This is a genomic window from Streptomyces sp. TG1A-8 (assembly GCF_030499535.1).
GTDB lineage: Bacteria > Actinomycetota > Actinomycetes > Streptomycetales > Streptomycetaceae > Streptomyces.
On record NZ_JASTLB010000001.1, the window covers coordinates 6,877,038 to 6,891,716 of the forward strand.

Genomic DNA, 14,679 nt, shown 5'->3' on the forward strand with positions numbered 1-14,679 from the left:
CGTGACGGCAGAAGACCACGCCCTGAGGGTGCGCGCGCTGCTCGACTCCGTGCGGGCCGAGGGACGCAGCGCGCTCACCGCACCGGAGGGCAAGGTGATCGCCGACGCGTACGGGATCGCCGTACCCGGTGAGGAACTGGCGATCGACGTCGACGAGGCGGTGGCGTACGCGGCACGCTTCGACGGGCCGGTCGTGATGAAGATCGTCTCTCCGGACATCCTGCACAAGACCGACGCCGGCGGGGTGATCGTCGGGGTCGAGGGCGCGACGGACGTACGGGCCGCGTTCCACAAGATCATCGAGGACGTGCGCGCGTACGACGCGACGGCCCGTATCGAGGGCGTCCAGGTCCAGGAACTGCTGCCGAAGGGGCAGGAGGTCATCGTCGGCGCGGTGACGGACGCGACGTTCGGGAAGGTCGTGGCGTTCGGGCTCGGCGGGGTGCTGGTCGAGGTCCTCAAGGACGTCACGTTCCGGCTGGCACCCGTAAGCGCCGACGAGGCGCTGTCCATGCTGGACTCGATCCGGTCGGCGGAAATCCTGCGCGGGGTGCGCGGCGCGCCGGCCGTGGACCGGTGGGCGATCGCCGAGCAGATCCGGCGGGTGTCCCACCTCGTCGCGGACTTCCCGGAGATCGCGGAGGTGGACCTCAACCCGGTGATCGCGACGCCTCGGGGCGCGGTCGCTGCCGACATCCGCGTGATCCTCGCCGAGAAGCAGCCGCCTGTCCGGCGCACCTACACGCGCGACGAGATCCTCATCTCCATGCGCCGCCTGATGCAGCCGAGTTCGGTCGCGGTGATCGGTGCCTCCAACGAGCAGGGGAAGATCGGCAACTCGGTGATGCGCAACCTCGTCGACGGCGGTTTCGCCGGGGAGATCCTTCCGGTGAACCCCAAGGCCGATGGCGTTCTGGGCCGGAAGGCGTACAAGAGCGTCACCGACGTTCCCGGTGAGGTGGACGTGGCGGTCTTCGCGATCCCCGCCAAGTTCGTGGCCTCGGCGCTGGAAGAGGTGGGACGCAAGAAGATCCCGAACGCCGTACTCATCCCCTCCGGGTTCGCGGAGACCGGTGAACACGCCCTCCAGGCGGAGATCGTGGCGATCGCCGAACGGCACGGTATCCGGCTGCTGGGACCGAACATCTACGGTTACTACTCGACGTGGCAGGACCTGTGCGCCACGTTCTGCACGCCGTACGACGTCAAGGGCGGGGTGGCGCTGACCTCGCAGTCCGGCGGCATCGGGATGGCCATCCTGGGCTTCGCACGGACCACGAAGACGGGCGTGTCGGCGATCGTCGGCCTCGGCAACAAGTCCGACCTGGACGAGGACGACCTGCTGACCTGGTTCGGCGAGGACCCGAACACCCAGTGCATCGCGATGCACCTGGAGGACCTCAAGGACGGGCGCGCCTTCGTGGAAGCCGCGCGGGCAACCGTACCGAAGAAGCCGGTGGTCGTCCTCAAGGCGGGCCGTACGGCGGCGGGTGCCAAGGCCGCCGGGTCACACACCGGGGCTCTGGCGGGCGACGACGCCGTGTACGACGACATACTGAAGCAGGCCGGTGTCATCCGGGCGCCGGGATTGAACGACATGCTGGAGTACGCGCGCGGGTTGCCCGTGCTGCCCGCCCCCCGGGGCGACAACGTCGTGATCATCACCGGGGCCGGCGGCAGCGGCGTACTGCTCTCCGACGCGGTCACGGACAACGGCCTCACCCTGATGGAGATCCCGCCGGACCTGGACGAGGCGTTCCGGAAGTTCATTCCACCCTTCGGGGCAGCGGGCAACCCGGTGGACATCACGGGGGGCGAGCCGCCGTCGACGTACGAGGCGACGATCCGGCTGGGCCTGGAGGACCCGCGCATCCACGCGCTCGTCCTCGGCTACTGGCACACCATCGTCACCCCCCCGATGGTCTTCGCAGAGCTCACCGCGCGCGTGGTGGCCGAGTTCCAGGAGCGGGGCATCGAAAAGCCCGTGGTGGCGTCGCTCGCGGGCGACGTCGAGGTCGAGGAAGCGTGCCAGTACCTCTACGAGCGAGGGATCGTGGCGTACCCGTACACGACCGAGAAACCGGTCGCGGTGCTCGGTGCGAAGTATCGCTGGGCGCGGGCGGCTGGGCTCCTGTGAGGTCCGGGACGCGCACGGCGTCGGCCGGGGGTCCGGGGGCTGCCCCCCGGGTGCAGCACAGCCCGCTGGGCGCGGGCGGCGGGGCTGTTGGAGGCGGTTCATGAGCTGACCCGGTGCGGGCCGGCCGACGGTGCGCGTCGGCCGGCCCCGGGACCCGTGCGCACACGAAGGGCATGGGACAGGAGACGCCGGCCTTCGGCGAGAACAACAACGCTTCCCACCACGGCATGGTCTACAGCTCGAAGCTGATGTCGGGGCTCGTGGGCCCCGGGTCCAGCTCCATCGTGCTCGGCGCCTGGGACCACGGGGGGCGTTCGCCCTGGCTGGATCCACCGGCCTGGCCGCCACGGTCCTGGCCCTCTTCCCGAAGGCCCCGGCAGGCCCCACCCCCGTCGCCCCATCGTCCCCAATTCGCACCCGCTCGGCGAGGAAATGGTGTGATATGACGGCAGATCCCTACGCAGTCAACAGCACGTCGGCACATCCCGAGACCGCGAACCATCCCTACCGTGAAGTGACCGACGCGCGCGGCCGCGTCTACCGGGTCGGCGAGACCGACCGGGACATCCTCGGCCACTCCCGCAAACTTATGGTGTATCTGCCGTGGATCGCCATGATGGCCATCAGCGTCTTCGAATACGCGTACGGCTCGGCGGAGGACACCCTGTCCCACGCGCACGGCTGGGCGCAGAGCAACACCTTCTGGATTCTCAGCGTCTGGGTCTTCTCCCAGGCCGGCATCGCCTTCCCGGCCGGCTGGCTGCGGGAGAAGGGCATCCTGACGGCCCGCAAGGCGATGTACGCCGGTTCCCTCATGTGCGTGGTCGGGTTCCTGGCCCTGTCGCACCTGGGCAACGTGTGGCTCGCGATCCTCGGGTTCGGCGTCGTCGGCGGTGTCGGCGCCGGGCTGGTCTACGCGACCTGCATCAACATGGTCGGCAAGTGGTTCCCCGAACGACGCGGCGCCAAAATCGGCTTCGTCAACGGTGGGTTCGCGTACGGGTCGCTGCCGTTCATCTTCCTCTTCAACTACGGCTTCGACACCGCCGACTACCACTGGGTGCTGGACCTCATCGGCTGCTACATCGTGATCGTGGTCTTCGGCTGCGCGTTCTTCTTCAAGGACCCGCCGAAGAACTGGTGGCCCGCGGACATCGACCCGCTGACGGTCGCCGGCGTCAGGAAGAACGCCACGAGCCTCTCCAAGAACCCCCCGGCGGTACGGCAGTACACGCCGAAGGAGGCCATCAGGACGGGCATGCTGCCGCTGATGTGGCTGTCCGTCGTGCTGACCGCCGGCGTGTCGATCTTCGGGATCTCCTTCCAGGTCGACTTCGCCAAGGAGGTCGGCTTCGGCCCGCTGGTCGCGGCGTCGTCGATGGGTGTCATGGCGGTCATCAACGGCGTCGGCCGCGGGGTGATGGGCTGGCTGTCCGACAAGTGGGGCCGCAAGCCCACCCTCGTGTTCGTGATCGTCGTCCTGGGCCTGGCCCAGTTCGGCGTGATCTGGGCCGGGGACGTCAGGAGCCAATGGCTGTTCCTGGTGTTCGCGTTCCTCTCCGGCTTCGGCGGCGGCGCCTTCTACCCGCTGTTCGCGGCGCTCACGCCGGACTACTTCGGGGAGAACTTCAACGCCACCAACTACGGGTTGGTGTACAGCGGCAAGCTGATCAGCGGACTCTTCGGCGGCGGCCTGGGTTCCATGGTCGTCACGGCCTGGGGCTACAACGGGGCGTACGCGCTGGCCGGCGGCGTGTCGATGGTGGCGGCGACGACCGCGCTGCTGCTGCGACAGCCGGGACGGACCTCCGGGGTCACCGTAGCCGCCGAACCTCAGCCCACCGACTGACTGCCGGGCACACGAGAGGTCCTTCCCGTCCTCGGGGGAGGACCTCTCCTGCGTCCGGCGGCTCCAGGCCGGCACTTCTCCCGCAACGAGTGCGGGTGGGCACTCGAACGGCGGACGAAGGTGAGGAACCCGGTGGGGTTATCGCGCTCGGCGTGCCGGTGATGCCTGGTGGCCGTCGGGCTCACACACGAGGAGACCCGCGCCGAGTTGAAGGCCGTGATGCCGGAGCCGTACGTCGACGCGTTCTTCTTCCTCGACGGCGCCCTGGACGAGTCGCAGGTGCTGCCGACGGTCCAGGAGGTCACGGCCGGCCGCTCCGCACGTTCGCCGAGTGGGCCCGGGCGCGCTCGGACGCCTTCTGGTCAACGGTCCCCGGCCGGGCTACGACCGCTGGCGCGCGTGGTACGAGCGGCGCGTGTGCTCGGTGTGCTCCCGCATCAGGTCGGTCGCGCGCCGCTCGTCCTGCTCGGCGATCGCGTCGATCAGCTCCCGGTGTTCGACCCAGGACTGGTTGCCGCGCTGCCGGGCGACCGGCGTGTAGTACCAGCGCACCCGCCGGTCGACCTGGGCAGCGAGCTCCGCGAGGACCGCGTTGCCCGCGAGCTCCATGATCTTGGTGTGAAAACGGGCGTTCATGGCGACCGCGCCGTCCACGTCGTCCGTGGTGACGGCCTTCTCGCCCTCCGCGCACAGCTCCTCCAGCGCGGCGACGCCCGCGCTGCCCGCGTTCACGGCGGCGAGACGGGCGGCCTCGGCCTCCAACAGGGTGCGTACGGTGAGGAGCTGGTCGGCCTCCTCTTCCGTGGGCTCGTGCACGAACGCACCCTGGGCGGGCCGCAGGTCGACCCAACCCTCGGTGTTCAGCCGCTGCAGCGCCTCACGCACCGGCTGCCGGGAGACCCCGAGGTGTCCGGCGAGTTCGCTCTCTACGAGGTGCTGGCCGGGCTGGAGGGCGCGCGTGGTGATGAGTTCCAGCAGCGCCTCGTAGACACGGTCTCGCAGCGGACCGGGCCGTTCGAGCCTGGGTACTGCTCCCTGCGGCAGTCCTGTCGACAGCATCGCGGTCCCCCTCCTCGACGGGCCGTGCGCCGTAGCCGTGAAGCCACTGCCACCGGGCACCCGGTAACGTCAAGTATGAATTGTCTTTCGTCTACAGTCTACGGCCCGCAAGGACCAGAGATACAGCGGGTCGGCCTCGTCACATCACGCCGCACCGGCCCGCTCAGGGCCGGCGCACGACCTGCCCGGCGTACCACAGGTCCCCCCGAACCCGAAGAGCAGCACCGGATCCCCGGTGACGATCGTTCCCTGCTGAGCACAGCCGCACCTCCCCGCGCAGGCTCGCCCGGACGCTGCTGACCAGGCCCGACAACCTCAGGAGCGAGCAATGCGAACTCCCGTCCAAACTCACCGCCGCCTGCCCCGAGACGCCCAGCCGGCAGCGGCCATCAAACACTTCGCCCCGCCCCTTGCGCCTCACGCCGACAACGGCGACGCACTCACGCACCGGGCCACCCCGGTCCGCAGCGCCGACCTGCCCCACCCCCGCTCCTTCACCCAAGGCCTGGACCAGGACCCGGAGGCTGTGATCGCCGCACTCACCCTTCCGTACAGCAACGGCCCCACCGAGGACGTCAACACCAAGACCAAGCGGATCGCACACCCGATGCACGGACGAGCAGGCTCCCCCTCGCCGCCCCATCCCCCTCGGACTGGAGCACGCGCCGTCACCACCGAAAGTGAGACAGGGCCGCTCGATCGACGGACCTGTTCACGAAGTTCGGCGTCGCCCGGGCCTGTCGCAGTGCACTGACCATCGCCGACATCGGCATCGCCCGGCTCCGCAACCTGGCCCTCACCGGATAACTCACACCCCATACGGGACAACCTCCAGGGTCCGACGCAGGATGTCCACCGGGAAGCCCGACAGGGCTGCGAGCCGGTCGAGATGGGATTGGGGGAACACGAGGGACCGCCCGGAAAGGCCTCCGACGGTCTCCGGCGGGCAACCGATCCGCCTCCGATGACCTCGCACCGGCAATCGGTGTCGACACCGGCACGGGGCTCACGGCGCCCGACAGGTGTGGTCACAAGGCGGAGGAGGCACTGGCCATGTACATGTGAGGGCCCGCCTTCGGCTTCTGGGCAACCCAACTCCGCGAGCGTGCCAGGGCGTACCCGAGGGATTCCGGGCCGGCTGGAGCGCTTGGCCGAGGTACCCGATCCCCGTGCCACTCGTGCGGCGTGAGGGGCAGACGCTCCCTGACGGTGTCGGGGACGGTGACACCAGTGGGGTAAGCGCCGAGGGCGAGCCGAGTCAGAGCTGGACGAGGTGCGCGCCGCCGTCGATCTGCACGACCGTGCCGGTCACCGACTCGTTCGTGGCGAGGAACGCGATCGCCTCGCCGATCTCCTGCGCGGTCGAGACGTGCCGGACCGGCAGGGCGGCTTCCGCGGCGGCGAACCGCTCAGTGCGCGCCTGCTCAGGCATGAAGTCCCACCAGGGTGTGTCGACGAGCCGGGGTGCGACGGCGTTGATCCGGCGTGGGGCGAGTTCGACGGCGAGCGGCCTGACGAGCGCCTCGACCGCGGCGTTGACGGCGCCGATCGCGGCGGTGCCCGGCGCCGCGGCATGTGCGGTGGACCCGCTCGTCAGGGTGATCGAGGCGCGCTCGGCCAGGTGCGGCAGCGCTGCCTGCATCACGGCGAGCATCGCGATGACCTTCTTGTCGGACCCCTGGCGCACCGCGTCGAGATCGAGTTCGGCGAGCGGCCCCATGCTCGTGGCGCTGGGGATGGTCAGCACCAGGACGTCGATGGGCGCGAGGCTTGCCGCGAGCTCGGTGACGGCGGACTTGCCGCCGCCGTCGACGCGGTGGGCGACCAGTTCAGGCGCGATGTCGGCGATGGAGTCCACCCGCGCGGCGCTGCGGCCGGCCACGTGCACGCTTTGACCGCGCGCGGCGAGCAGGCGGGCCGCTGCCCGAACTTGCCACACCACCGCCGCACCGTCTCATGGGAGACGGTCACACCGCGCTCGAGCATCAATTCCTCGACCTCGAGGAGCGACAGCGGGAAGCGGTGGTACAGCCACACGCAAGGGGAGATGACCCCGACCGGGTACCGGTGCCCCTTGCACGATGGCGACGCATTCTCCACGAGCGACGCCCTCCTACAGCATGATCAACTCGAAAATCATCCCACCTCTTTCAGTCAACGTGGCAACACCTGCGGGCGAGGCTGGGCGTCAGGACGACGACCCGCCCGACACCCGTCACGGCCACGGATCGGGCCGGCTCATGGTGGGACCGGATCGAGCCGCTGGTGCCGGCCGATCCGGTCCGTGGACGGAGGTGGGCCAACCACCGTCAGTTGATGATTTCGGCGCGCTCGTCCACACGGATCGCGGCCAGCCGGTCTCGCCACATCTGGAGCGCTTCGGGTGTCAGTCGCGTCCAGTCGGTGACCTCGCCGACGATCCGGAGCGGTTCCCTGCTGCGGTAGGAGCGGGTGGGATTGCCGGGGAATTTCCTGTCGGTGACGTTCGGATCGTTCTCGAACTCCCCGGTCGGTTCGACGACGTATACGCGCGGAGTCCTGTGGCCGGAGGCGAGTTCGGCGGCGAGTCCCGCGCCGTCGCGCAACGCGGTGAAGTAGATGTGGTTCATCACGACTTCGGGCCGGTAGTTGGAACGGAAACCGGCGGTGAGGTGATCTCCGATTCGCAGATCGGCCTTTGTGCCGTGAAAGAAAGGGCCTTCGTCCAACACCTCGTCCATCGTTACAGGTTATCCCACCAAGGTGTCATGACGACAAGCTTTCCAGGACGGCTGGGACGTCACGAGTAGGCGCGGTCCGCCAAGGCCGGGACTGTAAATCGTTCGGCTCTGGCCCGTAGTCGGTGGTAGCGCTGGGTGTTCGTCGGGGCAGGAGGATGCGATGGCGGAGGAGGTCGGATCCGGCGCGTCCGTGTATCTGTCTCATGATCCTTTTAGTGCGGGTGTTGATGCCTTCGGTGCGGCCGTTGTGGTAGGGCAGGGTGAGGCCGGTGTTCACGGCGGCCCGGTCGGTTTCGAGGCCGTTGGTGAAGCTGCGCAGGTGGGGCAGGCCGACGGCGCGGGCGGCTGTGATCCACTCGGTGAGTTTCGCGTCGCTGCCCTCGACCGGTTTGAGCGGGGCGGCGAAGCCGCCTACGAGATCCGCGAGTTGAGTCGTCTCCGGGCAGGCCGTGGTGGTCTTCTCCAGCAGGGCCGTTTCCTTCGGGCGCAGGTTTTCGGGGTCGGTGAGCAGGAGACGGCTGGCGTGGCGCGGGGTGGTGACGGGGCGGTCGCCTTCGGCGCGGCCCTGGTTGAGGTAGCGGACCAGGAGGTTCGCGCTGGCGGTGTGGCCCAGCTCCCGGATTTCCTCGCGGAGGTGGGTGACCGCACCGGCCGGTTCCTCGGCACGGCGGCGCCGTGGGTACTCGCGGTAGGGGTCGACGAGTGTGGGCCGGTAGTTCGGAGCGATGCGCAGTGCCTGGGGTTCGGGCATGCGGGCGTGGCGTTTGACGGTGTGCGGGGCCATGCCGAGGCGGCGGGAGCGGTCGAGGAGTCCGACGCCCTGGCCGAGGAGGCCGTGGATCTTGTTCCAGCGTTCGCGGGTGGTCTGCTCCCGTACTTGGCCGGGGCGGGCGGGGTTGATGGTGGCCCAGCAGCCGGCGTGCGCGCGGACCTCGAGCTGTACTTTGCCGCGGAGGTCGTGCCAGAGGTGCCATCGGTCGCTGACCTGCACCGTGTCGGGCAAGGCGCGACGGATGGCCTCGGCGTAAGTCGCCGAGCCGTCCCGGCGCACGGCCGCGACACCGGGATGCTCGCACGGCCAGGTCTCCGGGGTGGCCCTCTCGCGGCCGGGCAGGACTTCGACGCGTCCGCCGGTTTCGGCATCCGTAACGGCCGTGGCGTAGCGGTGGTGGCGGCGCAGAGCGAAACCGTCCACACCGGTCACCCGCGGGACCGCCTGCTGCGGCAGCGGCAGGCGCCGCAGTCGGTGCGGCGCGGTGCTGCGGGACACGGGCACGGCCAGCAGACCGGTGAGGCGTGCAGCTGCCCGGCCGCACCACTCCCGCGCCACCTGGGATATCTGCCACACGAGGCGCACGGTGCGTCGCTGATGACGCTCCAGCAGCCCGGGAATCCGCTCGCGGAAGGTCTGCCGCCGGCGGCCCAGGACCGGACAGACCAGCCGCCGTACCCGCAGGTGGACGACGACCGGGCGGCCGTCGACCGGCACGTCCGTCACCGTCCGGCGGTCATACCCGTGCACCTTCACCGTCGCAGTCCCGCACACCGGACACGGCACCGCCGCATCCCGAGTGCGAGCCGTGATCACCACCGCATCACCGCCGTCCCACAACCCCTGGACATGGGCAGAAATGCTGTCGGTGATCCGGCGAGCAGTCAGTTCGGCGCCTGGTTCCGTTTGCGGTCGGCCGGAGCCTGCTACCGGCGAGGCGGCTGCGCTAGACGCGGGCCGTGTCCGGGTGCAGGCCCGTCGCGTTGGTAACGCACGCGTTGGTGCGTCCCGGTGCCGCATGCGGGACGACCTGCGCGTATACCCGGATCCGGTGCGCGGTAAGCCCTAAGCGGTACAAAGCCGTTGACTGGTTGGGCGGAACGCAGCGAACGGCGACGCGCGGCATGCTGTCACCTTGCTGTCACCTTCGGCCCCAGCCCTCTCTACGGCACCACACGCCTATAGAATCTGGAAAAGCTGATCACAGAAAGTGGAGGCACGACATGAAGAAGCACCCCTTCATTGCCATGGCCATGACGGCGGGACTCTTCGCCGGATCGGCTGCTCTGGCACAGCCGGCTGCGGCGTCGGCGTCGGACTGCTCCGGGTACGAGAACGTCCGGACCCTCCCGGCACGTGCGGGACAGACGGAGGTGCCCTTCCAGTACCTCATAGCCCTGAAGCCTGGCCCGATCGAGGTCTGCCTCGACGGCCCGGACGGCACCGACTACGGCCTGGTCCTGGACCAGATGGTCTCGGGCGGAACGAAGACCGTCGCTACCGCGACGGGCGGCGGAGCCGACAAAACGCTCTCGTACACGGGGCCGATCAGCGCCTATCAGGTCAAGATCCTCGCCGACACCGCAGGCACCTACACCGTGGGCGTCAACCTTCCCTGAAACAAATCGAGAACCGCACTGACGCCTGCTACTGCCATACAGCGAGGTCGAGTTCGGCACCGCAGGTGAGCACCCGCTCGGCCCAGGGCTGGCAGCCTTGGGCCGTTCCTCTTGACGGGACACGCCCGTTGCCCGCTGGGCAGGGACCGCAACAGACTTCCGACGACCGTCCAGCATCAGTCCGCGCAGACAGCGGCCGCCCTTGGCCCGCTGGTCGTTGCGCGGCAACGAGGCAGACAACGACAAGCACCAGCTCAGGACACAAAACGCTGCTGGAGTACTGGACGGGAACTCTCCATGCCCGCAAGAACTGGCGGGAGGCGGCGTTCTCGTCCGCCCCCATGGTCCGCCCGTTCTGGCGGACGGTCGAATCGTGCCGCCGTCTCCGCGAATTCTGTACCGATGCCCTTCTGAGCTGCGGCCCACAAAGCCGCCCAGCATGCTGTACGCCAGACGGCTCCAAGTCCTACTCGGTGGACGCTGCCGCTGTGCCGGAAGGCTGGACGTGTTGCGCGGGTGTTCTGGTCCCGGGAGGTTGTGGGCGGTGACAGGGCTCAGAGCTGATCGATCTGAAATGGGTGAGGGCCTTCTGGCCTGGTGTGGATTGCGACGTCCGCACCACCAACGGAAAGGCCATCGTGCCCCACCGTAATGCACCTCTGGCCGACGAGTAAGTCCGAAGTCCGCGGGCGCATGAAGCGAGGGTCGCGTTGATCCGTTCGTGGCGGCAGACCTTGAGACCCTCGCGACAGCACTGTGCGTGAGGACCGATGACTCTCTGGCAGGAACGCGGCGATGGGGCCGTCCACCAAGGCCGACGGATGCCGAGCCGTTGACGCTCGCGGTCGTGCGGGCCGTCCTCGGCTCCGCCTCCGAGACCCGCTGGCCACGGTTCGCCCACCGCCACCCGGCCGCTGAGTCCCCCTACCCGCCCGGGCAGCCCGGCCACAACAAGCGCCCGCGGGCCGCGAACCCGCTGATCAGCCGGTTCATCCGCACCCTGGCCCGGGACACCGACCTGTGGCACGACGACGTACGGACCGTGCACTCCACCCCGGTGGAGTGCGCCCGCTCCCGGCCCACCGTCAAACGCCCCGCCCTGGCCGGCGGGGCCGGATACGGCCACCGCCCCTCGCCCTCCCGCTTCTTCCGGGGCCTGCGCCCGCACCTGCTCCGCACACCCGGCGGTCTGCCGATCGCCTGGGCACTGGCCCACCCCGGGGCCGGTGAACGCGAGGTCCTGGCCGACGTGCCCACAGACGACCAGGACCTGTTGACCACGCACCCCGGGCAGACGATCGTCGGCGACGAGGGGTACCTCTCCGAGCACCTGGACACGTTCACGAGCGAACACGGCCTGGTCCTGCTGCGGCCGAACTGCCGCAACCGCAGGGCCCGGCCAGGCGAGCACCTGCTCAAGCCGATCCGGCAGCTCATCCCGCGTCGGTGAGCCTCAACTGCGCTCCGGGGTGCGGCCGTTCCTTGCGGATGATCAGTCGCATGCCTTTGGGGCGGCCGTGAAGGACGCCGCCGGTGAGTTCGGCGACCCAGGCCCCGTCACGGATCTCTCCGTCCGCCTCGACTGCCGGCGTCCAGGCCGATGCCGGAACCTGCAGAACATGCTGGTGGATCGCCTCGGTGATCACCATCCCGACCGAGTAGGACAGCCACCGTCCCCGCTGGGCGAGCCAGTCAGCAAGTCCTATCGTTGCGGGTCAAGAGCACTTTCTGCGTTTCTGATCAGCCTGCGGACAGGCCACCTCCTGAAAGCGCGAGGCTAGGAGCGCAGGAAGCCCCGTCGGGGCAGGGTGACCAAAAAGGTCCCCTGCCCCGACGGGGCTCGGTCGGCCGGGCGGCGGGTTGCCGACGCCTGGCAGAGGCCGGTGCCGTGTGCGGCGCCCCCGGCTCAGCCGAAGTTCACGTCGCTGCACCACATGTAGGCCTGGTCGAGGTGCGAGGCCTGCCAGATCACGAACAGGATGTGGTGTCCGCTGTAGCCGGAGGTCTGGACGGGGAACGTGATGTCCTGCGCCGGGGCGAAGCGGCCGGTCTGCGTGATGAAGTCGAGGTTGCCCCAGCCCAGGGTCTGGGTCTTGGGGTCGAAGCCTTGCTTGCTGACGTAGACCTTGAAGTAGTCGGCACCGTGGGACGCCTGGTCGTACAGGTGGACCGAGAAGTTGTTGCCGACGGTGGTGGTCTTCCACTGCCCGGGCTTGTTCAGGCTGGCGTTCCTCGAGAGGTTGTTGCTGCAGAGCGTCCCGTCAGGGGTCCGCGCCTGGAACTGGCCACCGAGGCCGTCGCGGAGCGCGCTCATCCAGTTCCACATGGTGTCGGGGTTGGCCTGGAAGGCCTGCCAACACATGGGGTCTTCGGTCTGCATGGCCGGGTTCGTGTGGTTGCTGCCCCACGTCTTCCAGCACTGGTACGCGCGGGAGGCGGGGTCGACGACGGTGCCGTGAGCCTGGGCAGGGGCCGACCAGGTCAGTGCGCCGACAGCCACGGCGAACAGCATGACGAGCGCCTGGAGAGGCCGGCGGAGGGGCGACCTCGAACGCCCGGTTAACGGAATCCGTTTGCGCATGTGGGGGAACTCCTTCCAGTTGCAAGGCTGTTGTGGGAGCGCTCCCAACGGTACGTCTGCTGAGTCAAATGTCAATGAAACAAACGGAGTTGATTACGAAGGTGGGCGGTGAGCAGGATCTGCCGTGAGCCGGCAGGCAGGCCGTTCCCGGGACCGGAGACCACGTCACCCCGCCTTGACCTGCTAGTCAGCCACTCCCGCGCAGCGGGGGAACCTCAATTCACATGATCACCGGGGCCGTACCTGTACCGCGCCCCCCTCTGCCCGAACAGGACGTCCGACGCGACTCCCAACCGGTCCGAGGATCCGGACGAACCCCGATCATGCAGCGAACCCTGTCACGGAAGCTGAGCGGGAACCGGAAGTACAGCCATGCACAGGGGAAGATCACCTCGGCAGGGGACCGGTGTCCCCTGCGCGACGCCGACGCACTGCCCACGGATGATCCCCCTCCCACCGTGATCAACCCGAAGATCATCCCACCCGGTCAATCAACGTGGCAGTGCCGATCTCGGAGCTGACCAGTCTGCTCGCACCTGGCGACAGCCGCCGGTGAATGTGCGGTGCTGCCGTGGCCGGAGCGTATCCGCGTCCGCGTCTCCACCGGTCCGATGCGGGGCGTGGCTAGGACTGGGGGCACTTGCTATAATCCACGAGTTGGCCTTCGACGCCCCAGTTGGGTGCGCGCGAAGGCTTTTTTCATGGGTTCTGACACATCTGCCTCCGGCACTCCTCCCACCACCTACCGTGACCTGCTCCGCAACCGTGAATTCGTCGGCCTGTACGCCAGCTTCACACTGACGGTCGCTGCGAGCACCTTGTCGGGCTTCGCGCTCGGCACGCTGGTCAACCAGCAGACCAAGTCCCCGTTCCTGACCGCTGTGAGCATGTACGGCGCCACCTTCGCGACGGTACTCGGTGCGCTGACGCTGATGTCGGTCGCGGACGGAAGCCGTCCTCGCCGGACCCTCGTCGCGCTCCAGTGCGTCTCGCTCGTAGGTGTTGCCGCACAGGCGGTTCCAGGGCTGCCGCTCGCCGCCCGGTTCGGTCTGCTCCTTGTACTGGGGTTCTTCCAGTCCCTGGGAACGGGCGCACGGATGGGGCTGCTCGCCGAGGTGGTGCCGACCTCCGCCTATGCACTGGCACGTTCGCTGATGAACATCACCTCGGGAGGCATGGCCATCCTCGGCTACGCCATCGGCGCCGTACTGCTGCGGTACCTGAGCCCACAAGAGGTCTTCGTCGTCGCGACAGCCTTGATCGGCGGTGGATTGATCATTGTGGCGGTGATGGTCCGGGAACACTCGATCCGTCTGACCCGTCGTCCTGGACTGCGCCAGACCTGGACGACGAACATCGAGCTTTTCTCCCACGCCGGCCAACGCGCGCTGATGCTGAACCTATGGGTCCCCAACGGTCTGATCGTTGGCTGCGAGGCCCTGTTCATCTCCTACGCCCCCCATCACGCCGGCGTCTTCCTGGCCACCGGATCGGCAGGCATGCTCCTCGGTGACCTTGCGGTCGGGAGGCTGTTCACCGCCGAGCAGCGGCGCCGTTATGCATTCGCCCTGCGACTGCTGCTCGCCGTCCCTTACCTGCTGTTCGCCATCCACCCGCCCGTGCTGGTGGCGACAGCCGCGGTGCTCATCGCCAGTGCCGGCTTCGCTGCCACCCTGCCGCTCCAGGAGCAGCTTCTGGAGCTGACCCCTGATCCGGTCCGTGGCCAGGTCCAGGGAGTTGAGTCCGCCGGCCGGATGACGTGGCAAGGTATCGGAGCCGCGATCGCTGGCGGCATTGCCCAGCACTTCACTTCTGGCACGGCCATCACCCTTGTGGCCGCCGTCTCCATCGCCATCACCGTCTTCTCCCGGCCCTTCGTGGTCCGCGCCCGAGCCGTCCGCGTCCAGGCGGCCAACGCATAGGTTCCCACGACGGTGCGAGC

At 68.7% G+C, this 14,679-nt stretch carries 9 protein-coding genes and 6 pseudogenes; 7 read left to right on the forward strand and 8 right to left on the reverse strand.

Annotated features, from left to right (window positions below; genetic code table 11):
- The first annotated feature begins 1 nt into the window (after position 1).
- The 3 genes and pseudogenes from QQY24_RS30560 (at position 2) to QQY24_RS30570 (ending at position 3,986) form a co-directional block, all read left to right on the forward strand.
- Positions 2 to 2,137, forward strand: coding sequence for an acetate--CoA ligase family protein (locus QQY24_RS30560; RefSeq protein WP_301975921.1), 2,136 nt, complete (start codon positions 2 to 4; stop codon positions 2,135 to 2,137).
- Positions 2,138 to 2,331: 194 nt separating this feature from the next.
- Positions 2,332 to 2,578, forward strand: a pseudogene (locus QQY24_RS30565) (MFS transporter); the annotation flags it as partial.
- A gap of 1 nt (position 2,579) precedes the next feature.
- The gene (locus QQY24_RS30570) at positions 2,580 to 3,986 is read left to right on the forward strand and encodes an OFA family MFS transporter (protein WP_301975922.1); all 1,407 of its coding nucleotides are present in this window, start codon (positions 2,580 to 2,582) and stop codon (positions 3,984 to 3,986) included.
- Between the two features lie 381 nt (positions 3,987 to 4,367).
- Here the strand turns inward: QQY24_RS30570 and QQY24_RS30575 are convergent, their stop codons facing one another.
- Positions 4,368 to 5,045, reverse strand: coding sequence for a GntR family transcriptional regulator (locus QQY24_RS30575; RefSeq protein WP_301975923.1), 678 nt, complete (start codon positions 5,043 to 5,045; stop codon positions 4,368 to 4,370).
- Positions 5,046 to 5,296: 251 nt separating this feature from the next.
- Between QQY24_RS30575 and QQY24_RS30580 the strand changes: the two are divergent.
- Positions 5,297 to 5,670: pseudogene (locus QQY24_RS30580) on the forward strand (ISL3 family transposase); the annotation flags it as partial.
- Positions 5,671 to 6,303: 633 nt separating this feature from the next.
- Here the strand turns inward: QQY24_RS30580 and QQY24_RS30585 are convergent.
- The 4 genes and pseudogenes from QQY24_RS30585 to QQY24_RS30600 form a co-directional block, all read right to left on the reverse strand.
- Positions 6,304 to 6,987: an SDR family oxidoreductase gene (locus tag QQY24_RS30585; RefSeq protein WP_301975924.1), complete on the reverse strand. Its 684-nt coding sequence runs from the start codon at positions 6,985 to 6,987 to the stop codon at positions 6,304 to 6,306.
- Positions 6,969 to 7,094, reverse strand: a pseudogene (locus QQY24_RS30590) (IS6 family transposase); the annotation flags it as partial. The gene QQY24_RS30585 and the pseudogene QQY24_RS30590, both read right to left, overlap by 19 nt.
- Positions 7,095 to 7,354: 260 nt before the next feature.
- Entirely contained in the window at positions 7,355 to 7,765 is a 411-nt protein-coding gene (arr, locus tag QQY24_RS30595; protein ID WP_301975925.1) for an NAD(+)--rifampin ADP-ribosyltransferase, read from the reverse strand.
- 148 nt (positions 7,766 to 7,913) lie between these two features.
- A pseudogene (locus QQY24_RS30600) lies at positions 7,914 to 9,410 on the reverse strand (ISL3 family transposase); the annotation flags it as partial.
- Between the two features lie 350 nt (positions 9,411 to 9,760).
- Here QQY24_RS30600 and QQY24_RS30605 point away from each other — a divergent pair.
- Both QQY24_RS30605 and QQY24_RS30610 read left to right on the forward strand, forming a co-directional pair.
- Positions 9,761 to 10,156 carry a hypothetical protein gene (locus tag QQY24_RS30605; RefSeq protein ID WP_301976435.1) on the forward strand — a complete coding sequence of 132 codons (396 nt, stop codon included), beginning with the start codon at positions 9,761 to 9,763 and terminating at the stop codon, positions 10,154 to 10,156.
- An 832-nt stretch (positions 10,157 to 10,988) separates the two neighbouring features.
- Complete coding sequence (locus QQY24_RS30610; protein WP_301975926.1) at positions 10,989 to 11,606, forward strand: hypothetical protein; 618 nt, start codon at positions 10,989 to 10,991, stop codon at positions 11,604 to 11,606.
- Here QQY24_RS30610 and QQY24_RS30615 read toward each other — a convergent pair.
- The 3 genes and pseudogenes from QQY24_RS30615 to QQY24_RS30625 all read right to left on the reverse strand — a co-directional run.
- A pseudogene (locus QQY24_RS30615) lies at positions 11,596 to 11,847 on the reverse strand (IS1380 family transposase); the annotation flags it as partial. The gene QQY24_RS30610 and the pseudogene QQY24_RS30615 sit on opposite strands and share 11 nt — an antisense overlap.
- 215 nt (positions 11,848 to 12,062) lie before the next feature.
- Positions 12,063 to 12,668, reverse strand: a complete 606-nt coding sequence (locus QQY24_RS30620; protein WP_301975927.1) for a lytic polysaccharide monooxygenase — start codon at positions 12,666 to 12,668, stop codon at positions 12,063 to 12,065.
- Between the two features lie 406 nt (positions 12,669 to 13,074).
- Positions 13,075 to 13,215: pseudogene (locus tag QQY24_RS30625) on the reverse strand (IS6 family transposase); the annotation flags it as partial.
- Positions 13,216 to 13,438: 223 nt separating this feature from the next.
- Between QQY24_RS30625 and QQY24_RS30630 the strand changes: the two are divergent.
- Positions 13,439 to 14,659, forward strand: a complete 1,221-nt coding sequence (locus tag QQY24_RS30630; protein ID WP_301975928.1) for an MFS transporter — start codon at positions 13,439 to 13,441, stop codon at positions 14,657 to 14,659.
- Positions 14,660 to 14,679 lie beyond the last annotated feature (20 nt).

What these genes read in the sequence shown, in the direction of transcription:
- QQY24_RS30605 (WP_301976435.1), top strand. Translation starts at nt 9,761, where the DNA reads ATGAAGAAGCACCCCTTCATTGCCATGGCCATGACGGCGGGACTCTTC.
- QQY24_RS30620 (WP_301975927.1), bottom strand. Translation starts at nt 12,668, where the DNA reads ATGCTGTTCGCCGTGGCTGTCGGCGCACTGACCTGGTCGGCCCCTGCC.
- arr (WP_301975925.1), bottom strand. Translation starts at nt 7,765, where the DNA reads ATGGACGAGGTGTTGGACGAAGGCCCTTTCTTTCACGGCACAAAGGCC.
- QQY24_RS30570 (WP_301975922.1), top strand. Translation starts at nt 2,580, where the DNA reads ATGACGGCAGATCCCTACGCAGTCAACAGCACGTCGGCACATCCCGAG.
- QQY24_RS30630 (WP_301975928.1), top strand. Translation starts at nt 13,439, where the DNA reads ATGGGTTCTGACACATCTGCCTCCGGCACTCCTCCCACCACCTACCGT.
- QQY24_RS30575 (WP_301975923.1), bottom strand. Translation starts at nt 5,045, where the DNA reads ATGCTGTCGACAGGACTGCCGCAGGGAGCAGTACCCAGGCTCGAACGG.